At 69.0% G+C, this 20,752-nt stretch carries 18 protein-coding genes and 6 tRNA genes; 2 read left to right on the forward strand and 22 right to left on the reverse strand.

Annotated elements, in window-relative coordinates:
• Window positions 1–527 (forward strand): RsmE family RNA methyltransferase (locus D7X12_RS23575; protein ID WP_147443783.1); only part of this gene is annotated, 527 nt, incomplete at its 5' end.
• On the opposite strand, the gene D7X12_RS23580 is transcribed toward D7X12_RS23575, so the two are convergent.
• From D7X12_RS23580 to D7X12_RS23650, 15 genes are all read right to left on the reverse strand, one after another.
• Window positions 508–2,025: a DUF2914 domain-containing protein gene (locus tag D7X12_RS23580; RefSeq protein ID WP_120627539.1), complete on the reverse strand. Its 1,518-nt coding sequence runs from the start codon at window positions 2,023–2,025 to the stop codon at window positions 508–510. The two genes, D7X12_RS23575 and D7X12_RS23580, sit on opposite strands and share 20 nt — an antisense overlap.
• 101 nt (window positions 2,026–2,126) lie before the next feature.
• Window positions 2,127–2,444 (reverse strand): Grx4 family monothiol glutaredoxin, encoded by a 318-nt coding sequence (gene grxD, locus D7X12_RS23585; RefSeq protein WP_120627540.1) that lies wholly within the window; start codon window positions 2,442–2,444, stop codon window positions 2,127–2,129.
• A gap of 16 nt (window positions 2,445–2,460) precedes the next feature.
• Window positions 2,461–2,718: a BolA family protein gene (locus tag D7X12_RS23590; RefSeq protein ID WP_120613039.1), complete on the reverse strand. Its 258-nt coding sequence runs from the start codon at window positions 2,716–2,718 to the stop codon at window positions 2,461–2,463.
• Complete coding sequence (locus tag D7X12_RS23595; protein ID WP_120627541.1) at window positions 2,718–3,263, reverse strand: YqgE/AlgH family protein; 546 nt, start codon at window positions 3,261–3,263, stop codon at window positions 2,718–2,720. Before D7X12_RS23595 ends, D7X12_RS23590 begins: the two co-directional genes overlap by 1 nt.
• Before the next feature lie 58 nt (window positions 3,264–3,321).
• On the reverse strand, window positions 3,322–3,771 hold the full coding sequence (locus tag D7X12_RS23600; protein ID WP_120613044.1) for a response regulator: 450 nt from the start codon (window positions 3,769–3,771) through the stop codon (window positions 3,322–3,324).
• Window positions 3,772–3,836: 65 nt separating this feature from the next.
• A complete protein-coding gene (locus tag D7X12_RS23605) occupies window positions 3,837–4,649 on the reverse strand; it encodes an ABC transporter permease subunit (RefSeq protein WP_120627542.1) in 813 nt (270 codons plus the stop codon).
• Window positions 4,646–5,530: an ABC transporter permease subunit gene (locus D7X12_RS23610; RefSeq protein ID WP_120627543.1), complete on the reverse strand. Its 885-nt coding sequence runs from the start codon at window positions 5,528–5,530 to the stop codon at window positions 4,646–4,648. The genes D7X12_RS23605 and D7X12_RS23610 overlap by 4 nt, the downstream gene beginning before the upstream one ends.
• A 4-nt stretch (window positions 5,531–5,534) precedes the next feature.
• A complete protein-coding gene (locus D7X12_RS23615) occupies window positions 5,535–7,196 on the reverse strand; it encodes a peptide ABC transporter substrate-binding protein (RefSeq protein WP_167509038.1) in 1,662 nt (553 codons plus the stop codon).
• 173 nt (window positions 7,197–7,369) lie between these two features.
• On the reverse strand, window positions 7,370–9,826 hold the full coding sequence (gene lon, locus D7X12_RS23620; protein WP_120627545.1) for an endopeptidase La: 2,457 nt from the start codon (window positions 9,824–9,826) through the stop codon (window positions 7,370–7,372).
• A 190-nt stretch (window positions 9,827–10,016) separates the two neighbouring features.
• Window positions 10,017–12,236: a prolyl oligopeptidase family serine peptidase gene (locus tag D7X12_RS23625; RefSeq protein WP_208719245.1), complete on the reverse strand. Its 2,220-nt coding sequence runs from the start codon at window positions 12,234–12,236 to the stop codon at window positions 10,017–10,019.
• 176 nt (window positions 12,237–12,412) lie between these two features.
• Window positions 12,413–13,696, reverse strand: coding sequence for an ATP-dependent Clp protease ATP-binding subunit ClpX (gene clpX / locus D7X12_RS23630; protein WP_120613034.1), 1,284 nt, complete (start codon window positions 13,694–13,696; stop codon window positions 12,413–12,415).
• A gap of 219 nt (window positions 13,697–13,915) precedes the next feature.
• Window positions 13,916–14,536: an ATP-dependent Clp endopeptidase proteolytic subunit ClpP gene (clpP, locus tag D7X12_RS23635; RefSeq protein ID WP_120627546.1), complete on the reverse strand. Its 621-nt coding sequence runs from the start codon at window positions 14,534–14,536 to the stop codon at window positions 13,916–13,918.
• Window positions 14,537–14,582: 46 nt separating this feature from the next.
• Window positions 14,583–15,860 (reverse strand): trigger factor, encoded by a 1,278-nt coding sequence (gene tig, locus D7X12_RS23640; protein ID WP_120627551.1) that lies wholly within the window; start codon window positions 15,858–15,860, stop codon window positions 14,583–14,585.
• A 106-nt stretch (window positions 15,861–15,966) separates the two neighbouring features.
• A tRNA-Leu gene (locus D7X12_RS23645) sits at window positions 15,967–16,048 on the reverse strand.
• A 146-nt stretch (window positions 16,049–16,194) separates the two neighbouring features.
• Window positions 16,195–16,267 (reverse strand) — tRNA-Lys (locus tag D7X12_RS23650).
• Between the two features lie 341 nt (window positions 16,268–16,608).
• On the opposite strand from D7X12_RS23650, the gene bet reads away from it, so the two are divergent.
• Window positions 16,609–17,730: a phage recombination protein Bet gene (gene bet, locus D7X12_RS23655; RefSeq protein WP_120627547.1), complete on the forward strand. Its 1,122-nt coding sequence runs from the start codon at window positions 16,609–16,611 to the stop codon at window positions 17,728–17,730.
• A 469-nt stretch (window positions 17,731–18,199) separates the two neighbouring features.
• On the opposite strand, the gene D7X12_RS23660 is transcribed toward bet, so the two are convergent.
• From D7X12_RS23660 to D7X12_RS23690, 7 genes are all read right to left on the reverse strand, one after another.
• Window positions 18,200–18,273: transfer RNA gene (locus D7X12_RS23660), tRNA-Arg, on the reverse strand.
• A 20-nt stretch (window positions 18,274–18,293) separates the two neighbouring features.
• A tRNA-His gene (locus tag D7X12_RS23665) sits at window positions 18,294–18,367 on the reverse strand.
• 95 nt (window positions 18,368–18,462) lie between these two features.
• Window positions 18,463–18,539, reverse strand: a tRNA-Arg gene (locus D7X12_RS23670).
• Between the two features lie 43 nt (window positions 18,540–18,582).
• Window positions 18,583–18,656: transfer RNA gene (locus D7X12_RS23675), tRNA-Pro, on the reverse strand.
• Between the two features lie 72 nt (window positions 18,657–18,728).
• A complete protein-coding gene (gene rdgB / locus D7X12_RS23680) occupies window positions 18,729–19,316 on the reverse strand; it encodes an RdgB/HAM1 family non-canonical purine NTP pyrophosphatase (protein WP_120627548.1) in 588 nt (195 codons plus the stop codon).
• Window positions 19,313–20,017, reverse strand: a complete 705-nt coding sequence (rph, locus tag D7X12_RS23685; protein WP_120627549.1) for a ribonuclease PH — start codon at window positions 20,015–20,017, stop codon at window positions 19,313–19,315. The genes rdgB and rph overlap by 4 nt, the downstream gene beginning before the upstream one ends.
• A gap of 44 nt (window positions 20,018–20,061) precedes the next feature.
• Window positions 20,062–20,752, reverse strand: a 691-nt coding sequence (locus D7X12_RS23690; RefSeq protein WP_147443784.1) for an N-acetylmuramoyl-L-alanine amidase family protein, incomplete at its 5' end; no start/stop codon positions are given.

Below are 20,752 nucleotides of genomic sequence, written 5' to 3' on the forward strand. Positions count from 1 at the left end.
CACCCCGCTCGGGCGTGGACCTGCTCCTCGCCATCCCCCGCCCCAAGGCGCTCAAGAAGGTGCTGCCAGCGGTCGCCTCGCTGGGGGTGGACCGGGTGGTGTTGGTGAACGCGGCCCGCGTGGAGAAGAGCTACTTCGACTCCAAGGTCCTGGAAGGCGACTTCGTGCGCGAGCTGCTCCTCCAGGGTCTGGAGCAGGCCCGCGACACACGTCCGCCGGAAGTCCTGGTGCGCGAGCGATTCCGCCCCTTCGTCGAGGACGAGCTGGACGCCGTCTTCGGCACCGACGCCCTGCGCCTGCTCCCCCACCCGCCGGCACGACAGCCCCTGCAAGCAGCGGGGGTCGCTGAAGCCCAGCGCGTGGTGCTCGCCATCGGTCCGGACGGCGGCTGGGTGCCCTTCGAGGCGGAGCTGCTGGAGGCCCACGGCTTCCAGCCCTTCTCCCTGGGCCCCCGCATCCTGCGCGTGGAGACAGCCGTCCCCGTACTGCTGGGTCAGGTGACGCTGCTCAAGGCGCCGGCTCCGTAGCCTCTTCCGGAGCCTCTGGCGGAGCCTCTGGGCCCGGCTCCACCGCCTCGGGCTCCACCGCGCTCGGAGCTTCGGAAGGAACGGGCACCGAGGCCGTCTTCGCCGGCACCGGGGCCGCGGGCACCGCTGCCGCGGGCGCCTTCGCCGGCACCGCCGCCGCGGGAGGCTGCGTCTTCAGCCACTCCTCCAGGGGCACCGGCTTGACGATCTTCAGCGTGGACACATCCACCGTGACAGGGCGCGGCTCCGTGCGCGTGTCGGGCACGACGGTGAAGCCCAGGCGGTTGATCTCATGCCCCTCCTCCGTCTCCAGCACCACGCGCCAGTCGCCCGGCTTGGGGGTGGTGCCGGGCCGCGCGTAGAAGCGGTAGCCGCCCTCGGTGCCGTTGCTGCTCACCGTGGCGAGGTAGCCCTTGCCCAGCGACGTCCAGCCCTTCTCCGGGTGGTCGTGATACCAGCGCACGCGCACGTGGTAGGGCGCGAAGCCCTTGGGCGCGAAGATGCGGAAGAAGTAGACGGGCTGCTCCCCGGGCCGCAGCGTGAACTCCTGGTCGCCGTGGTGCCACAGCTTCCACACCTGCCACCACGGCCGCTGCTCCGACGTCAGGTGGTACACGCCCGGCGAGACGCGCTTCACCTCGTGGTAGATGCCGCTGTACTGCACCGCCAGCGGCACCGGCGGAATCACGCCCACCAGGTAGCACCCGAGCAGCATCGCCTGCGCGCCGAAGCCCGGCACCGCCACCGTGCGCAGCAGGGCCGCGTCGCCCGGACGCCAGCGCTGGAGCACGCGCAAGAGCCCGTAGATGCTCCCGGAGCCCAGCGCGACGGCGAGCGTGAAGACCCACCACCCCACGCGCCCCATGAGCACGGGCAACAGCGACGCGAAGTAGAGCGTCACGCACAGGCTGAAGAGCCCGATGCGGATGACGGGCCCCAGCTGCCGGAAGCGCGGCAGCTCGTTGGCCACCAGCAGCGAGAACATAAACGCCAGGAACACCAGCGGCGTGATGCCCGACGAGCTCTTGAAGAGGAACAGCGTGAAGGCGCTCAGCAGGCTGCCCAGGAAGAAGTGCACGCCGTCCTCGCGGAAGCGCCACACCTTCTGCAGGAGCTTCGGCGGCTCCACCCCTTCCGGGTAGCGCTGCTCCAGCATCAGCAGGCCCGCGAGGAACGCCAGGTAGACGAAGTTCTGCACCTCCGTCAGCGTGTCGTCCACGGGGCTCAGCGTGAGCACGTCGTAGAGGAAGCCCGCGAAGAAGAAGAGGGCCATCTCCTGCTTCTCGTGCTTCGCGCGGAACGCCTGCACGCGGTCCACCAGCGTGGGCGTCTTCTCCGTGCTGACGAGATCATCCGGGTCCGCGACCCCGGCCCCGGCTCCAGGATTGGCGACGGCGACGTTCGTCCCATGCGGGAGCGGGCCCCCGGCGACCGGGACCCCGGGCACCTGGGTGGACTCGTCCTGCGGCTTGGATTCAGGCGGTGTGACGGTGAGCAAGGCGGCGGAACCCCTCTGGCGACCGCCGCCATTCTACGCAGGGGACGAGGCCCGGGTCTTCCCCGGGCCTCCCAGCCCCCTGCTCGCCCCGGCTCGGAAGCCTACTTGCTCCCCGCGGCGACCAGGTCCTGCAGCTCGCCGCGCTCGGCCAGCTCCATCAGGATGTCGGAGCCGCCCACGAACTTCCCGTGGATGTACACCTGCGGAATGGTGGGCCAGTTGGAGTAGTCCTTGATGCCCTGGCGCACGGCCGGGTCCGCCAGCACGTCCACCGTGTGCACCGGCCCCAGGGGCTGGAGGATCTGCAGCGCCCGCGCGGAGAAGCCGCACTGGGGGAACAGGGCGTTGCCCTTCATGAAGAGCACGATGGGGTGCGACTTCACCACGTCATCGAACTGGGCCTTGAGGATGTCGTTCATGGCTACTGGCTCCTTCTTAGCGGGGCCCGAGCTTCTTCCACTGCTCGGGCGAATAGGTCTTGAGCGCGAGCGCGTGCAGCTCGCCGGACTTCAACCACGCCTGCAGGGGCGCATAGACGAGCTGGTGCTGTTCCACCATCGTCTTGCCCACGAACGCGGGGCTGACCACGCGCGCCTCGAAGTGGTCCCCCGTCCCGGTCGTGTCGTTCAACTCCACCTCGGAGCCCGGCAGGGCCTCGAGGAGGTAACGGCGAAGCGTCTCGGCGTCGAGCATCAGTTCATTCCCTTTCCCATCACCAACATGGCCGGGTCCACGCCCAGACCGCGCAGGGTGGCATCCCACAGCTTCGACGGCTCCAGCCCCAGCACCGCTTCCGCGGTCGCGTCGGCGTAGAGCCATGAGCCCGCGGCGATTTCGCTCTCCAGCTGCCGCGGGCCCCAGCCCGCATACCCCAGGCAGAAGCGCACGCGCGGACTGTTTCGCTGCAAGAGGGGGCCGAGCGCGTCCAGGGTGACGCTCAGGTACAGGCCGGGGAGCACGGCGTGCTTCTCCGACACCGAGTCATCGTCGTGCAGGACGAAGCCCCGCTGGGGCTCCACGGGGCCCCCCACGTACACGGGCTGCGATACGCGGTCGGTCGAAATCTCCATCGACTGACCGCGCGCCAGCTCACCCAGCGTCAGGGGCGCTCCCCGGTTCACGACGAGCCCCATGGAGCCCGTCTCCCCGTGTTCGATCATCAAGATGACCGACCGGTAGAAGTTCGGGTCTCCAAGCTGGGGCATGGCCAGCAGGAAGCCAGAAGCGAGGTTCTTCACACAGGGAGCATCGGCCGTCCGGCGGGGGCGTGCAACCGGAACCCGCTCCCCTGCCCACTCAGTGCCAGCTGTGGTGCTTGGACTTCAGGGCGGTGGCCAGCTTCTCCGGATCCAGGGGCTTGCCGATGAAGAGGTCCGCCCCCAGGCCCTTGCACTTGCGCGCGGTGGCCGCGTCGCTCATCGCGCTCACGCCAATGAGGACCGCCTGCGGGAAGCGCTCACGCAGCTTGGACATCAGCGTGGTGCCGCTGCGGCCGGGCAGGAACACGTCCACGATGGCCGCGTCCATGCGCTTGTTGCGCACCGCGAACTCGGCCTCCTCCGCGCTGCCCACCGGCATCGCGTCGTAGCCCCACTGGCTCACCATCTCCACCAGCAGCTCCCGGTGGGCGGCGTCGTCCTCCACCACGAGCACCGCGCCGCGCACGGCCTCCTTGCGCAGGCCGTCGTCACGCGACAGCTCTTCACGGGCGGGGGTCAGAGAAACTTCTTCCGTGGGGAGGGACATGGTGTTCACCAGAGGGCAAAGGGTTTCCGTTGGAAGGGAACCTTTGCGCCAATGTGCTCCATTCCTCACACTCGACGACGCAACCCTCCTCCCAGTGCCTGCGCGGCAAGCGAGGCGCCAAGCACGAGCAGGACGAGCAAGCCCCACGCGGGAATGACCACGCGCCCGCCCCCTTCGTAGATGAGCGCCGCGTAGGACGTCCCCAGGTAGCGGCCCAGCGACATGGGCTCCATGCGAGCGATGCCGAAGAAGCTCACCGTGGATTCGGTCAGGATGGCGTTCGGCAGGCGGCTCAGGAACACGGCCAGCACGAACGGCCGGAGCATGGGCCACAGGTGCACGCGCAGGACATGCACGCCCCCGCCGCCCAGGGCGCGCGCGGCGGCCACGTACTCCTGCCCTTCCAGCGTGGCCAGGCGGTCCCGGAACATGCGCGCGGGGCCTGCCCAGCCCACCAGCGCGAGCGACGTCACCATCAGCCCGAAGGGCCCCAGGCCCCCGCCCAGGCCCGCGTCCGTCAGCGACTGCCCCGCGAGTTGGAGCACCATCACCACGAGCACGTCCGGCAGCGCGAACACCGCGTCCACCGCGCGCAGCACCACCTGTTCGGTGACGCCGCCGGACAGTCGCGCGAGCGCCGCGACAGCCAGCCCCAGCACGGTGGAGATGGCGCCCGCGGCCAGCCCCACGGCCAGGGACACCCACAGTCCACCGAAGGCCAGCTCGCACACGCTGCGGTCGGGGCGGTTGAGGTCCATGCCCAGGGGGCACGTCTGGGCGAGCGCTTCGGGGAACAGGCGGCCGGCCACGAGGCTCAGGGCCCCCAGCCCCACGAGGAGGCCCAGGCCCACCCAGGCGCGCAAGGGAACGCGGTTCATGCGCGGGCCTCCCGGGCGCGCGGATCCACCCTCACGCGCAACAGCTCCACCGTGAGGCTCACGACGACGAGCACGGTGGCGAAGGTGGTGGTGGCCACGACGACGACGGCCACCTGCTTGTTGAGCACGGCGAGCACGTAGAGCTGGCCGAAGTACGGCAGGCCGAAGACGCGCTCCGCGGCGAACGAGCCCGCGAGCAGCGCGGTGGCCACCGGCGTCACCGCGTCCAGCAGCGCCGGCCACACGTTGGGCAGCACGTGGCGGCGCAGCACGGTGCCCGGGTCCAACCCCTTGCTGAGCGCGGTGCGCACGTAGTCGCGCGACAGCTCCGTCTCCAGCGCGTCGCCCACGAGCGTGCCCAGGAAGGTCCCGGGCCAGATGGAGATGACCACGGCCGCGCACAGCTCCGGCAGCAGGTGCCCCCGCTCCACCACGGACGGGGCGAGCAGCAGCGCGGGGATGAACACGGGCGTCCCGAAGGCGACGGCCGGAAGCGCGTCCCCCAGCACCGCCCACCGTCCCCGCCGCCAGCGCGTGCGCAGGAGCGCGAAGCCCAGCGCCCACGCGAGCGCGAGCGGCAGCGCGACGAGCCCCACGCCCACGCTGCCGGAGAGCTTCTGCAACAGCTCGTCGCCGGTGATGCCCTGCGCGCTGGTGCCCAGCCGCTCGCCGGCGAAGAGCTTCTGCCAGGGCCTGAGGAAGCCCAGCGGCTCCCCGATGCCCAGGTCGCGCTGGTACGACGCGGCCAGCTCCGGGGACACCTGCCGCTTGGCGTCGCTCTCCGTGGTGAGCGGCAGCGCGGCCATGAGGAAGTACGAGGCCACCGCCACCACCGGCACGAGCACGAGCTGCCGCACGAAACGCGTCGCGATGAGGCGCATGCGCTTAAGGCCCCTGCCCTTCCGCGCGGGCCCCGGGCGTCTCATCCGGGCCCAGCCGCAGCGCGCGCAGCGCGAGGAAGTTGAACGGATCCACGTCCAGGCCGCGCAGCCGCGCCCGCACCCGGAAGTACCGGTCCGGGTGGTACAGCGGCACGATGACGGCCTGCTCGCCCACCAGCACCTCCTGGGCGCGCGCGTACAGCTCGCGCGCACGCACGGCATCCGCTTCACCGTCCGCCGTCTCCAGCAGCTGCTCGAAGCGCTGCATCGGCTCGCCCCTGGCTTGCGTCTCCCAGCCCGTCTGGTGGTTGCCCTGCCGCTCGAAGAGCGTGAAGAACGTGTTCGGGTGCGCGTAGTCCGCGCCCAGCCGGCGCACCTGCAGGTCATACGCGCGAGGCCCCTGCGGCGTCCGCCGCGCCACCTCCGCGGAGAAGTCCGAGCGCGAGTCCACCACCACCTGCACGCCCACCCGGGCCAGCTGCGCCGAGATGCGCTCCGCCAGCGCCTCCTCCGGCACGAACGAGTCCCCCGCCTTCACCACCAGCCGCAGCGGCCGCTCCAAGCCCTTCACACCCTGGAGCTCCGCCTTCGCCCGCTCCGGCTCGTAGCGCGGCAGGCGCGCGGCCTGCTCGGGCGTGGCCGCGTCCGGCAGCTCCGGCGGCAGGAGCACGTTCGTCGTGCGCGCGGCCGGCAGCAGGCCCGCGAGCAGCGCGTCCCGGTCCAGCGCGCGCGCCAGGGCCCGGCGCACCTCGGGCCTGTCCAACGGCGGGCGCTCGGTGTTGAACGCGAGGAAGTACGTGGACAGCAGGGGCTCCCGCTTCAGGTCCGCGGCCCGCATCCCCCGCAGCGCCGCCGCGCTGTCCACGAAGACGAAGTCCACGCGTCCCCGCTCGTACAGCGCCGGGCCGATCTCCGAGCGCATCAGCGTCAGCACCGGCGCTGGCGTCTCACCCGGCCCCAGGGGCGGAGGAAACGCGGTGCGCGGGTTGTAGACCAGGCGCACGCGCTCCCCGGCGCGGTCCCAGCGCTCGACGCGGTAGGGCCCTATCGCCAGCGGGCGGCCGTCGCGGGGCCGGTCGAAGTAGTCGCGCACCTCTTCGTCGGACCGGCCCTCCAGGTCCGCCGACGGCGCGGGGAAGAACGGGTACACGTTCGCGAGCCGCGCCAGGAAGTAGCTCCGGGGCCTGTCCAACGTCACCCGCAGCGTCCGCGCGTCCACGGCCTCCACGCCCACGCGGGCGAGCGCGGCCTTCACCTCCGCCTCCGGGGCCCCGCGCTCCTGGAGCGCGAGCACCTCCTCCGCGCCCTCCAGGTCCGCCATCTCCCCGCGCTCGCGGCCCCGGAGCGCCCGGTGCCAGCCGACGACGAAGTCGCGCGCGGTGACGGGCGAGCCGTCGGACCAGTTCACGTCCGGGCGCAGGTGGAAGGTGTAGATGTCGTGGCCGGCGGCGTCGGACTCGCGCTCCCAGCGCTCCGCCAGCGCCGGCCCCACCGCGTGGTCCGGCCCCAGCGACGTGAGCCCCTTCTGCGTGGCGAGCATCACCGGGAAGTTCACCCAGCTCGTGGGGTCCGAGTGGCTCCAGTCGAGCGTGGTGGGCATCGCCGGCACCACCACCTTCACGCCCGGCTCGGGCTGGAAGCCGCACGGCCCGCAGGCCGCGGCCATCACCAGCACCAGCGAGTACCACCCGATTCGAGCGCGCAGAGCCACCGTCCGCGTTCTACCCCGACCTGCCGGAAAAGAGAGAAGCCAGGAGACCACCGACGGAAGGGTCGGCCGGCATCCTGGCTTCATCTACTGCTGCCCCGGACCGCGAGGGTCCGGGGTCAGTCCCGGCTTCAGGCCGGCGCGACCGGCGTGGAGACGTCGGCCGTCACGGTCAGGCCGCCCTTCAGGTTGTCGCCCGCGCCCTTGCGGCCGAACTCCTCCGGCTTGTCCAGGAGCAGCGCCTCGCGCAGCACGTCGTCCACGAACTCCACCGGGACGATGCGCAGCGCCTTGCGGATCTTCAGCGGGATGTCCCGCAGGTCCTTCTTGTTCGCCTTCGGGATGAGGACCGTCTTGATGCCCGCGCGGTGCGCGGCCAGCGTCTTCTCCTTGAGGCCACCGATGGGCAGCACGCGGCCGCGCAGGGTGATTTCACCCGTCATCGCCACGTCGCGGCGGACCGGGACGCGGGTGAGCGCGCTCACCAGGGCCGTGGCCATGGTGACGCCCGCGGACGGACCGTCCTTGGGGATGGCGCCCTCCGGCAGGTGGACGTGGATGTCGTAGTTCTCGAACACCTTGCGGTCGATGCCGAAGCGCTCCGCGCGGCTGCGCACGTACGACATGGCCGCCTGCGCCGACTCCTGCATCACCTCGCCCAGCTTGCCCGTGATGATGAGCTTGCCCTTGCCCGGCATGGACGTGGCTTCGGTGGTGAGGATCTCACCGCCCAGCTCCGTCCAGGCGAGGCCCGTGACGATGCCCACCTGGTCCTCGCGCTCCGCCACGCCGTAGCGGAAGCGGGGCGTGCCCAGGAACTTCATCGCCTGCTTGCGGTCCACCTCGATGAGGTCGCGCTTGCCGTTCTTCAGCACGTCGCGGGCAATCTTGCGGAACACGCCGCCAATCTCACGCTCGAGCGAACGCACGCCCGACTCGCGCGTGTACCGGTGCACGATGGTCTTCAGCGCGTCGTTGCTGATGTCGATCTTCAGGTCCGCCAGCCCGTTGGCCTCCTGCTCCTTCGGGATGAGGTAGCGCCGGGCGATGGAGAGCTTCTCCGGCTCCGTGTACCCCGCGATGCGGATGACTTCCATGCGGTCCTGCAGCGGACCGGGGATGTTGTGCATCGTGTTCGCGGTGCAGATGAACATCACCTTGGACAGGTCGTAGTCGAGGTCCAGGTAGTGATCATTGAAGTTGTGGTTCTGCTCCGGGTCCAGCACCTCCAGCAGCGCCGCGCTCGGGTCGCCACGGAAGTCCGTGGACATCTTGTCGATCTCGTCCAGGAGGAACACGGGGTTGTTGCTGCCCGCCTTCTTCAGGGACTGGATGAGCTTGCCCGGCATCGCGCCGATGTACGTGCGGCGGTGGCCGCGGATTTCGGCCTCGTCACGCACGCCGCCCAGCGACAGGCGCACGAACTTGCGGCCCGTGGCCCGCGCGATGCTGCGCGCCAGCGACGTCTTGCCCACGCCCGGAGGACCCACGAAGCACAGCACGGGGCCCTTCAGCTTCTTCACCAGCTGCTGCACGGCCAGGTACTCGAGGATGCGCTCCTTCGGCTTCTTCAAGCCGTAGTGGTCCTCGTTGAGCACCCGCTCCGCTTCGGTGACGTCCAGCCGGTCCTGGGTCTCGTCGTACCAGGGCAGGCTGATGATCCAGTCGATGTAGTTGCGGACGACCGTGGCCTCGGCGCTCATCGGGCTCATCATCCGGAGCTTCTTCAGCTCCTTCTTGACCTTGAGCGTGGCCTCCTTGCTCATCCGCTTGTTCTTCAGCTTCTCTTCAATCTCCTGGATCTCGTTCTTGAACTCGTCGCGCTCACCCAGTTCCTTCTGAATGGCCTGCATCTGCTCATTCAGGTAGTACTCCTTCTGGGTCTTCTCCATCTGCTTCTTGACGCGCGTGCGGATCTTCTTCTCCACCTGGAGGATCTCGATCTCGCCCTGCATGAGTTCGTAGAGCTTCTCCAGCCGCTTGGCCGGGGACTCCGTCTCAAGCAGCGCCTGCTTGTCGTTCAGCTTCAGCGACAGGTGCGCGACGATGGTGTCCGCCAGGCGCGCCGGGTCGTCGATGCTGGCGACCTGCATCAGCATCTCGGGCGGGATGCGCTTGTTGAGCTTCACGAACGCTTCGAAGACGGAGTGGACGGAGCGCACCAGCGCCTCCAGCTCCACGCTCTTCTCGAGCGACTCTTCGACTTCATCCACCTCCACCATGAAGAAGGCGTCGTTCGGGTGGAACTTCTTCACCTTGGCCCGGCGCACGCCCTCCACCAGGACCTTCATCGTCCCGTCGGGGAGCGGCAGCAGCTGGATGAGGTGCCCGATGGTGCCGAAGTGGAAGATGTCGTCCGGCGAGGGGTCGTTGGTCTTCGCCTTCTTCTGGGCGGCCAGCAGGATGACGGCCTTGTCATCCGGCCCCTTGTGGGCCATCGCGTCCTTCAGGGCCGCGATCGACTTCTCACGTCCGACGAACAGCGGCACCACCATGTGCGGGAACACGATGATGTCCCGAAGGGGCAAGAGCGGGATGGTGAGTCCCCGCTTCTGGGCTTCCTTCTTGTCGTCACGTCCGAAGAACATGTATCCGCCACCCGCTGGCCTGCCAGCCGGGCAGGCCCTTCAAGAGTTGCCCACATGCCGAGCGCGCATGCAGGGTGAAACACCGCTCTATAACACGCCGCTCAGGGCCGCCGTTCCCGTCACAAGATTGGGGGTCCGGGCCCTGCCTTCAAGGGAACACCCCGGGGGTGGACAGTGTCCTCCCGGGGTTTCAGCGGCCCTCGGCCGCCACCTCGCCCTCCGGGCGAGCCACACCCAGGGCCTGGAAGAGAAAGGCGTACATGTCCGCGCTGGACTCGATGGCCTTCGCCACCTGGTCCGCCCCTCCGTGGCCCGCGTTCGCCTCAATCCGTAGCAGCGTGGCCGCCTGATTGCCCTTCGCGTTCTGCACCGCGGCCACGAACTTGCGCGCGTGCATGGGGTCCACGCGGTCGTCGTGGTCCGACGCCATCATCAGGAGCGCCGGGTAGCGCACGTCCTGGCGCACATGGTGGTAGGGCGAGTAGGCGTACAGCGTCTTGAACTGCGCCGCGTCCTCCGCGGAACCGTACTCCGGCACCCACGTGCGCCCGCTGCCGAACAGGTGGTAGCGCACCATGTCCAGGAGCGGCACGCCGCACACCACCGCGCCGAACAGCTCCGGCCGCTGCGTCATCGCCGCGCCCACCAGCAGGCCGCCGTTGCTGCCGCCGTAGATGGCCAGCTTCTTCGGCTGCGTGTACTTCTGCTTCGCGAGGAACTCGGCCGCGCCCGTGAAGTCGTCGAACACGTTCTGCTTGTTCGCGCCCTTGCCCGCGTCGTGCCACGCGGTGCCGTACTCGCCGCCGCCGCGCAGGTTGGCCACCGCGTAGATGCCGCCCGCGTCCAGCCACGGCAGGATGCTCGCGCGGAAGGTGGGCTGCATGCTGACGAAGAAGCCGCCGTACCCGTACAGGAGCGTGGGCGCGGTGCCGTCCTTCTTCAGCCCCTTCTTGTAGACGAGGAACATGGGCACCCGGGTGCCGTCCTTCGACGGGTAGAACACCTGCTCCACCGCGTACGCGTCCGGGTCCATGGGCACCTCCACCTTCGCCCACAGGTCCACCTTCCCGCTCGCCACCGACGTCTTGTAGACCTGCCGGGGCGTGGTGAAGGAGCTGAAGGCGAAGTAGGCGTCGTCCTGGTCCTCCAGGCCCGCCAGGTTGGAGGCGGCGCCCACGCCGGGCAGCTGCACCGTGCGCACGGGCCTGCCCTCCAGCGTGGTGATGCGCAGCTCCGTCGTGGCGTCCTTGAGGTACTCCAGCGCCAGGTGGCCGCCCACCAGCGACACGCCCCCCAGGGACGCCTTCGGGTCCTCCGGCACCAGCTCCTTCCAGTTCGCGCGCTCGGGCTTCTTCGGGTCCACGCCGAAGACGCGCTGGCGCGGGGCGCCCTCGTCGGTGACGACGTAGAAGCGGTCCTTCCAGGAGAAGACGTTGTACTTGGCCCCCTTGCCCTTCACGAGCAGGCGCCAGTCCTTGTCCCCCGGGTGCTTCCAGTAGACGTCGTTCTCGCTCCAGCCGCGCAGGATGGAGACGAAGAGGTACTTGCCGTCCCGGGACAGCTCGCCCTGGAGGAACGTCGTCGGGTCACCGGTGCGCTCATGCACCACGACGTCGTTCTTCGGGTCCTGCCCCAGCACGTGGAACTTGAGCGTGGTGTAGCCCGGCCGCGCGTCCACCGGGATGGAGGGGGCCGTGGGCAGCCACTCGTAGTAGAAGCCCTTGCCGTCCGGCGTCCAGCTGGGCTGGGCGTACTTGGCGCCTTCAATCACGTCCACCTTGGACCACTCGCCGGAGGCCACGTCCATCACGTGGAGCACGGCCTCGTCCGCGGCGTTGGGCTTCTGCGCGAAGACCACGCGCTTGCCGTCCCAAGACGGCGCCCACGTGCCCAGGGACACGGTGCCGTCCTTGCTCCAGCCGTTGGGATCCAGCAGCACCTTCTCCGGCCCCGACTCGCCGTCGCGCCAGTAGACGATGGCCTTCTCCTTGTCCTTGTGGGTGCGCATGAAGAAGTAGCGCTGGCCGCGCCGCGCGGGGGCGGAGACGGAGTCCACATAGAACAGGTCCTTGAAGCGCTTCGCCAGCGCGTCCCGGCCCGGCATCTTGTCGATGGCGTCGCGGGCCAGCGCGTCCTGGGCCTTCATCCAGGCCTGGACCTCCGGCGACTTCTCGTTCTCCAGCCAGCGGTACGGGTCCGCCACCTGCTGTCCGTGCAGCGTGTCCACCACCGCATCCGCGCGGGTCGCCGGGTAAGCCATGCGTGAAGGGCCCTCCTGGGCCGGTGCGCCCGCGCCCACCGCCGACTGCGCATCCGATGACGCGGACGCGGGGACCTCTTCGCGCGTGGCTTCCTTCGTGGAAGCGCAGGCCGCGAGCGACAACAGGGCGGGCACGAGCAGCTTTCTCATGGGGCACAGCAGATACAAGAAGGCCCCGCCCCCGGCCCGGAAAAAGTGCGGGCTCGCCCTCCCGCCTGGCCCCACGAAAGGACACGGGGCCCGCCCCGGTCCCGCGGAGCTTCCCGCGGGTTCACCGTGACGCGCCCCGTCATGCCCTCACGGCCGCTTGCGCGGGTCGGGCTGCCTCAGGCCGATTCCTTCTTCGGCTCCGGGGTCTCCTTGTTGTCCTGCGAGTGGAGCACCACGGGCTCGCTCTTCTTGAGGATGACCTCCTCGGAGATGAGCACCTCGCGGGCCGTCTTGCGGGACGGGATCTCGTACATCACGTCCAGCATGGCCGTCTCCAGGATGGAGCGCAGGCCTCGGGCGCCGGCCTTGCGGCGGATGGCCTCCGACGCGATGGCCTTGAGGGCCCCGTCGGTGAACTTCAGCGACACGCCGTCCAGTTCGAAGAGCTTGCGGTACTGCTTGGTGAGCGCGTTCTTGGGCTCGCCCAGGATGTTCACCAGCGCGACCTCGTCCAGCTCCTCCAGCGCGGTGATGATGGGCAGACGGCCGATGAACTCCGGAATCATGCCGAACTTGAGCAGGTCCTCCGGCTCCACCTGGCGCAGCAGCTCGCTCAGGTTGCGCTGCTTGCGCGACTGGATCTCCGCGCCGAAGCCCAGGCTGCGGCCCCCCAGGCGCCGCTCAATCACCTGCTCCAGGCCACCAAAGGCGCCGCCGCAGATGAAGAGGATGTTGGTGGTGTCCACCTGCAGGAACTCCTGCTGGGGGTGCTTGCGTCCGCCCTTGGGCGGGACGTTGGCCACCGTGCCTTCGATGATCTTCAGGAGCGCCTGCTGCACGCCCTCGCCGCTCACGTCGCGGGTGATGGAGGGGTTCTCCGACTTGCGGGCAATCTTGTCGATTTCGTCGATGTAGACGATGCCCCGCTGCGCGCGCTCGATGTCGTGGTCGGCCGCCTGGAGCAGGTTGACGATGATGTTCTCCACGTCCTCGCCCACGTAACCGGCCTCGGTGAGGCACGTGGCGTCCGCGATGGTGAAGGGGACGTTGAGGATGCGCGCGAGCGTCTGCGCGAGCAGCGTCTTGCCGGAGCCGGTGGGGCCGAGGAGCAGGATGTTGCTCTTCTGCAGCTCCACGTCGTCCATCGCGACCTTGGACTCGATGCGCTTGTAGTGGTTGTGCACGGCCACCGACAGCGTCTTCTTCGCGCGCTCCTGGCCGATGACGTACTCGTCCAGCACGGCCTTGATCTCCGAGGGCCGGGGGATGCGCAGCTTGGTGTCCTTCGTCTCCTCGCGGTCGATCTCCTCCGCGATGATGTCGTTGCACAGCCCGATGCACTCGTCGCAGATGTAGACCGTCGGCCCCGCGATGAGCTTCTTCACTTCCTTCTGCGACTTGCCGCAGAAGGAGCAGCAGAGGGTCTGGTTGTCTCGCTTCTCCACGTTCTTACCCGCCATGAAATCCCTCGCTGCGCCTGAAAGGCCCCAACCCGCTTCGCATCCAGTCCCTGCCCCAGCCCAATCTAGTCAGCCCCCATCCGGGGCGTCCATGCACCTTCAGGGTACTTAACAAGGAGAAAATGGGCGCGAGGGGGAAAGCAGAAAGCCGGAGGCGCGGGAACGGATTCCCAGCACCCCCGGCCGCCGACCGAGTCCCTGCCACCCCGGTCCCTGTGTCTACTTCTTCTCTTCGGCCTTCACGCCCGCCGTCTTCCGGGGGTCCTGGATGGAGTCCAGGATGCCGTAGGCCTTGGCCTCGTTCGCGCTCATGAAGTAGTCGCGGTCCGTGTCCTTCTCCACCCGCTCGATGGTCTGGCCGGTGTGCTTGACGATCAGCTCGTTGAGCTTGGCCTTCATCCGGAGGATTTCACGGGCCTGGATTTCGATGTCCGTCGCCTGCCCGCGCGCCCCGCCCAGGGGCTGGTGGATCATGATGCGGCTGGACGGCAGCGAGTAGCGCTTGCCCTTCGCCCCGGCCAAGAGCAGCACCGCGCCCATGGAGGCCGCCTGCCCCACGCAGATGGTGGAGACGGGCGCCTTGACGTACTGCATCGTGTCGTAGATGGCGAGGCCCGCCGTGACGGAGCCGCCCGGCGAGTTGATGTAGAGGTTGATGTCCTTGTCCGGGTCTTCCGACTCCAGGAACAGGAGCTGGGCGACGATGGCGTTGGCCACGTCGTCGTCAATCTCCGTTCCCAGCATGACGATGCGGTCCTTCAGGAGCCGGCTGTAGATGTCGTACGAGCGCTCACCCCGGTGGGTCTGCTCGATGACGTAGGGGACGGGCATGAAGGGCATGTCGATGGACCTCTAGAAGGGACGCCGGAGACCTACGGAAAAAGCCTCAAGAATACTTCGCCCGACCCTTGAGGAATTCAATCGTCTTTTCCTCGCGGAGTCGCAGAGACAACCCCAGGCGCTCGTCCGGGCCCTTGAAGTACTTCTTCACCTGGGCGACGGGCTGGTTGGCCTCGATGGCGAGGTCCTCGATGCGCTTGTCCACGTCCTCTTCGGACGCCTGGATGTTCTGCTGCTGGGCAATGGCCTCGAAGAGCAGCGTGCCCTTCACCTCCAGGACGGCCTTCTCGCGCATCTCCTCGCGCAGCCGGTTGAAGTCCAGGTTGAGCTGGCGCGGGTCGATGCCCTGGCGCTGCATCTGGCGGAAGGCGCCCTCCATCATGGAGTCGATGGCGCGCTCCACCATGGCGCGGGGCACGTCGAAGGCGTTCTTCTCCAGCAGGGCCTTGATGAGCGCGTCGCGCTCGTCCACCTGGGACTGGTTCTTCTTGGCCTTCTCCAGGTCCGAGCGCAGCTTGGTGCGCAGTTCGTCCATGGACTGCGCCACGCCGGTCTGCTTCGCGAAGTCGTCGTTGAGCTCCGGGACGATGGCCTTCTTCAGCTCCTTGACGGTGATGTGGAAGGTGGCCGTCTTTCCGCGCACCTCCTCCGCCTGGTAGTCCTGGGGGAAGACGTAGTCGATGTCCTTGGACTCGCCGACCTTCACGCCCTCCAGCGCGGCGATGTTGCCCTCGATGAGCTCGCCCGCCTGCACGCGCACGCCGATGCCGTCCGCCTTGCTGCCGGGGAACGGGTTGCCCTCCACCTTCGCCTCGAAGTCGATGGTGACCTGGTCGCCGGAGGCCACGGTGTCGCGGTCCGTGACGGGCTCGATGCGGCCGAGCGACTGGCGCATGCGCTCGATCTGCTCGTTGACGGCTTCGTCGGTGACGGCGGTGTCGCTCTTCGTGAGCGCCACGCCCTCGTAGTCCTTCGCCTCCACGCGCGGCTTCACCTCCACGCGGGCCTCGAAGTTGAAGGGGGCGTTGGGCTTGAGGCCGGAGTTGGTCACCTGGGGCGAGGCGACGGCCTCCACCTTGTGCTCGCGCACGGCGTCCAGGTAGGCCTTCTGCACCACGCGCTGGATGACGTCGTCCTCCACCTGCTCGCGGAAGCGCTGCTCCAGGATGCGGCGGGGAACCTTGCCCTGGCGGAAACCAGGCAGCTTCACCTGACCGCTGAGCGCGGCGTACGCGCGGTTGAGCTCCTCCGCCACGCGGGCGTTGTCGACCTCGATGGAGAGCTTCTTCTCGATGGGAGAGAGCTCCTCGACCTGGACCTTCATGCGGGCCTCGCTCGCCGCCTCCACGGGCGCCTTCGCGTCCCGGGGCGGCAACCGGAAAGTGGGACGTGCGGCTTTAGGGGATAGGCACGAACGGGTCAACGCGAAATGGGCGAGGAGGGACTCGAACCCTCACACCTTGCGGTACCAGATCCTAAGTCTGGCGCGTCTACCAGTTTCGCCACCCGCCCGACGCGTCGCGCGACCGTCCACCGCGTCCTACCGCGAAACCTCCGGGCGGGACAGGGCCCTCCCCGGCGCCCCCAGGGCCCTTTCGGGAGGGAGGGATGCCGGAAAAGAAACAGGGCCCCTTCAGCTTCTGAAGGGGCCCTGCGAGTGAGAGCGGAGGGAATCGAACCCACAACCTATGGATTAAGAGTCCATTGCTCTGCCAATTGAGCTACGCTCCCGACTGCTTGGCCTCGGCGCGTTGGCTGCGCGACACCGAGTGGCGGCGGTGAATACCGGTCGCCGCCCGCGCTGTCAAAACGTTTTTGCGCCCCCCCTTCCATTCCCCGTGTCGTGAACGGATGCCGGGCATGCGGCCGGGCAGTCCCGGGTCCACGCGACGATGCGAACGTCAGACCCCACCTGCATGTTGATCCTCACCGCGGTTCGCGCTGCAGGCCTGTAGCAGGGCCTGCTGGAGCAGCTCCCTTCACGAGGAGTGCGGCGTCCCCCGGGCAACCAGGTGGGCGGGCGAGGGTCGTCCGTCCTTTTCGAGGAGCAGTGGATGCGGGAGATGACAGTGATGGAAGGCAACGTGAAGGCGGAAGGAACGACGTCCCAGCATGGCGCGGCGTGGAACCGGGAGCGGGTGGACCTGGTGAAGCGGACCATCTGCCCGCGGGGGATCAGCGAGGACGAGTTCGCCCTCTTCATCGAGCAGTGCAAGCGCAGCGGGCTGGACCCGCTGCTCAAGGAAGCCTTCTGCGTCGCGCGGCGCCAGAACATCGGCAACCGCGAGCGGCCCAACTGGGTGACGAAGTACGAGTTCCAGCCCTCGGAGGCCGGCATGCTCGCCCGGGCGGAGCGCTTCCCGGACTTCAAGGGCATCCAGGCGAGCGCCGTGTTCGCCGAGGACGAAATCGTCGTGGATCAGGGCAAGGGGGAGGTGGTGCACCGCTTCAACCCGGCCAAGCGCAAGGGCGCGCTCGTGGGCGCCTGGTCGCGGGTGGTGCGTGAGGGGAAGCTGCCCGTCGTGGTGTGGCTGGACTTCGCCGGCTACGTCCAGCAGACGCCCCTGTGGGCCAAGATTCCCACGACGATGATCGAGAAGTGCGCCCGGGTGGCGGCGCTGCGCAAGGCCTACCCGGAGGCCTTCGGCGGCCTGTACGTGCGCGAGGAGATGCCGGCCGAGGAGTACGACGCCCACGCAGGCGGCCCCGGGCTCGCCGTCCACGACGAGCCCGTGCCTCCGACGGGCGCCTACGAGGTGCTGGGCTCCAAGCCCGGGCCGGTGAAGGCGTCCTTCCCCACCCTGGCCCCGGCCCCCGTCCCGGCGGCGGAGGCCCGTCCGGCGGAGGCGGAGGCGAAGGAGCTGGCGCAACAGCTGGCCATCGACGTGCCCCTGGCGCCCGTCGCCACGGCCAAGGCCACGGCTCCCGCGGCGACGACGCCCGAGCGTCCCAAGGCGAGCGCGGTGGTGGTGGCGTTCGGTCCGCACAAGGGGAAGACGGCCTCCGAGCTCTCCGACGACGAGCTGAGCGAGACCATCGACCTGGCGCACGAGAAGCTGATGGAGCAGCCCCGGGCCCGCTGGGCGAAGGCGATGCGGGAGAACCTCACCGCGCTGGAGGCGGAGACGGAGCTGCGCTGCCGGGTGCCCACGAGCAAGGACAAGGACGGCGCCGGGACGACTCCGGAGGCCTGAGTCCAGGAGCGTAGCGCTGGATGAGACAACGCCCGCGTCCCGGAAGTGGGGGGCGCGGGCGTTTGGCTTTGCGGCACCCTCACTTCGGCGCTGGCACCGCATACCCCGAGGCACGGAGCAATTCGATCAGGAGTCGATTCTCGTCCTCGTCGCTCAAGCCCAGCCTGATACCTGGACGTTCCCAGTGCCAGATGAACTGCATCGCGATGCTATCGGCATCCTCGAAGCAGTCCATGAACCGCCTCGCGAGCTCCGCAGGCCAACCCAGGCTCCAGCGCCAACATGCGCCGGAAGACCTCCGTAGGCGTGACGCCGTCCAGGATGCTCTCAAGCATGACTGATCACGTCCGAAGGTGACTGCAATCACGGCCGTTTCCGCCTGCGACACGAAGGAACTGGAGCGGCGCATCCATGAGCACGGAGCTGGAGGGAACCAGCGTCAAACGCGGCTTCGAGGGGGTTGAGACAGTGCGCCCAGAGGGACTTGAACCCCCAACCCTCGGCTTCGAAGGCCGATGCTCTATCCAGTTGAGCTATAGGCGCGGCGGGAAGCGAAGAAGAAGGGCGGACAACCGGGATCGAACCGGCAACCTCCGGAGTCACAGTCCGGCGCTCTAACCAGTTGAGCTATGTCCGCCGTCACTCACCCACACGTCACGGCTTGAAGCGGCGGTCTCCCTACCGTGGAAACCGGGGCCGTTCAAGGCCCAAATCAACAACCCTTCAGCAGGTTGGCGCCCCAGGCAGGACTCGAACCTGCGACCCCCGACTTAGAAGGTCGGTGCTCTATCCAGCTGAGCTACTGGAGCCTGCCGGGGAAACCCTTGCTGCTTGCGACGACTGCACTTCAAGTCGGGGCGAGAGGATTCGAACCTCCGACCCCCTGCGCCCAAGGCAGGTGCGCTACCAGGCTGCGCTACGCCCCGAGAAGTGCCGCATTCTTCGCCCAACGCGGACGGACGCGCAAGATCGCAGTTCCTGACTGCCCGTCTGCCCGGTCAGAGCGCCAACAGATGGCGCCGCATCAGCTGGAAGGCCCGGGCCCGGTGCGACACCCGCGCCTTCTCCTCCGGCGCCAGCTCCGCCATCGAGCGGCCCCCCTCCCCCTCCACCTGGAACACCGGGTCGTAGCCGAAGCCGTTCGTCCCCTTCGGGGCGTGCAGGATGAGGCCCTCGCAGCGGCCCACCTCCACCCGGGGCTCACCCTTGCCCGTCACCAGCGCCAGGGCGCAGCGGAAGGAAGCGGTGCGCTTCTCATCCGGTACGCCGGCCAGCTCCGCGAGCAGCTTCTCGTACCGGGCCCGGTCATCCCCCGGCGCATAGCGCGCGGAGAGCACGCCCGGCCGTCCGTCGAGCGCGTCCACGCACAGCCCCGAGTCGTCCGCGAGCGCGGGCAGGCCGGTGGCCTCCGAATAGGCGCGGGCCTTCTTCACCGCGTTGGCCTCGAAGGTGGCGCCGTCCTCCTCCGGTTCGGGCACGGGGGGCAGGTCCTTGAGGGACACCACCTCCACCGCGTCCCCCACGAGCACGCGCAATTCGCGCAGCTTGCCCGCGTTGCCCGTGGCGAAGAGCAGCCGGGGCTTCATCCCAGCACCTTCGCCTGCGCGGCGGCGAGCTGCTGGATGGCGGCGAGTCCTCCGTCCAGCATCGCGTCCATCGCCTTGCGGTCGAAGAGCTTGTGCTCCGCCGTGCCCTGCACCTCCACGATGCGGCCGTCCGCCGTGGCCACGAGGTTCAGGTCCACGTCCGCGGTGGAGTCCTCGTCGTAGTCCAGGTCCACGCGCACCTCGCCGTTCACCACGCCCACCGACACGGCGGCCAGCGGGGTGAGCTTCGCGAGCATCCCCGGCTTGTTGAGCGAGCGCATCGCCATCACCAGCGCCACGTACGCGCCGGTGATGGACGCGGTGCGCGTGCCGCCGTCCGCCTGGATGACGTCGCAGTCCAGCGTGAAGGTGCGGACGCCCAGCGAGGGCAGGTCCACGGCGGCGCGCAGCGCGCGACCGATGAGCCGCTGGATCTCCATGGTGCGCCCGGTCTGCTTGCCCTTGGCGGCCTCGCGCGCGCCACGGGTGTGCGTGGCGCGGGGGAGCATGCCGTACTCGGCCGTCACCCAGCCGGAGCCCTTGCCCATCAGGTGCGGCGGGACGCGGTCCTCCACCGAGCAGGTGACGAGCACCTTCGTGTGGCCGAACTCCACCTGCACGGAGCCCTCCGCGTAGCGGTTGACGTTGGGCGTGAGGGTGACGGGCCGCAGGTCCAGCGCACCACGTTGGAAGGAACGCACGGGGGGAGACTCCTGACGCGAGAGGACGTGAGCCTCCGGCTTTATCAGGGCCCGGTGGATCCAGCCACCGGCGCGGACGGCGTCATGTCCCGGCGCCGCGTCTCCCGGAGGAAGGCCTGCACGCCCTCCGAGATGGCCTGCGCCAGCGCCTCCTGGTACGCGCCCTTGCCCAGCCGGGCGCCCTCCTGGGGGTGGGAGATGAAGCCCACCTCAATCAGCACCGCCGGTGCCTCCACGCCCGTGAGGACGAAGAACGGCGCCTGCTGCACGCCCCGGTCCGCAGCCCCACTCCGGGCCACGAGGCGCGGGTGGATGGCGTAGGCCAGCCGGGACGCGTCCGAGTGCGCCTCCGTGCGCGCCAGGTCATCCAGGATGAAGGACAGCGTGGAGTGGCCACGCGCCGAGCGGGCCGTGGGCGCTTCCGCGTTCTCCCGGTCCGCCACCGCTCGCGCCGCCTCGCCGGAGGCGTTGGCGGACAGGAAGTACGTCTCGATGCCCTCGGTGCGCTCGCGCAGCCGCTTCGTGGGCATGGAGTTGGCGTGGATGGAGAGGAAGAGGTCCGGCCGCTGGACGTTGGAGAACGCCACCCGCTCCGCCAGCGCCATCGCCGTGTCGTGCTCGCGGGTGAGGAACACCTCGCTGCCCGCCGCCTCCAGCTTCTCGCGCAGCCGCTGGGCAATCTGGAGGGCGACCTCCTTCTCCCAGATGTCCCCCGGCCCCTTCGCGCCCTCCTTC

It is taken from the genome of Corallococcus sicarius (genome assembly GCF_003611735.1).
GTDB lineage: Bacteria > Myxococcota > Myxococcia > Myxococcales > Myxococcaceae > Corallococcus > Corallococcus sicarius.

Excerpts from the sequence above, each read along its gene's own strand:
- grxD (WP_120627540.1), bottom strand. The coding sequence starts at position 2,444 with ATGAACGACATCCTCAAGGCCCAGTTCGATGACGTGGTGAAGTCGCAC.
- D7X12_RS23590 (WP_120613039.1), bottom strand. The coding sequence starts at position 2,718 with ATGCTCGACGCCGAGACGCTTCGCCGTTACCTCCTCGAGGCCCTGCCG.
- D7X12_RS23600 (WP_120613044.1), bottom strand. The coding sequence starts at position 3,771 with ATGTCCCTCCCCACGGAAGAAGTTTCTCTGACCCCCGCCCGTGAAGAG.
- D7X12_RS23605 (WP_120627542.1), bottom strand. The coding sequence starts at position 4,649 with ATGAACCGCGTTCCCTTGCGCGCCTGGGTGGGCCTGGGCCTCCTCGTG.
- D7X12_RS23610 (WP_120627543.1), bottom strand. The coding sequence starts at position 5,530 with ATGCGCCTCATCGCGACGCGTTTCGTGCGGCAGCTCGTGCTCGTGCCG.
- D7X12_RS23615 (WP_167509038.1), bottom strand. The coding sequence starts at position 7,196 with ATGGCCGCGGCCTGCGGGCCGTGCGGCTTCCAGCCCGAGCCGGGCGTG.
- lon (WP_120627545.1), bottom strand. The coding sequence starts at position 9,826 with ATGTTCTTCGGACGTGACGACAAGAAGGAAGCCCAGAAGCGGGGACTC.
- D7X12_RS23625 (WP_208719245.1), bottom strand. The coding sequence starts at position 12,236 with ATGAGAAAGCTGCTCGTGCCCGCCCTGTTGTCGCTCGCGGCCTGCGCT.
- clpX (WP_120613034.1), bottom strand. The coding sequence starts at position 13,696 with ATGGCGGGTAAGAACGTGGAGAAGCGAGACAACCAGACCCTCTGCTGC.
- clpP (WP_120627546.1), bottom strand. The coding sequence starts at position 14,536 with ATGCCCTTCATGCCCGTCCCCTACGTCATCGAGCAGACCCACCGGGGT.
- tig (WP_120627551.1), bottom strand. The coding sequence starts at position 15,860 with ATGAAGGTCCAGGTCGAGGAGCTCTCTCCCATCGAGAAGAAGCTCTCC.
- bet (WP_120627547.1), top strand. The coding sequence starts at position 16,609 with ATGGAAGGCAACGTGAAGGCGGAAGGAACGACGTCCCAGCATGGCGCG.
- rdgB (WP_120627548.1), bottom strand. The coding sequence starts at position 19,316 with ATGAAGCCCCGGCTGCTCTTCGCCACGGGCAACGCGGGCAAGCTGCGC.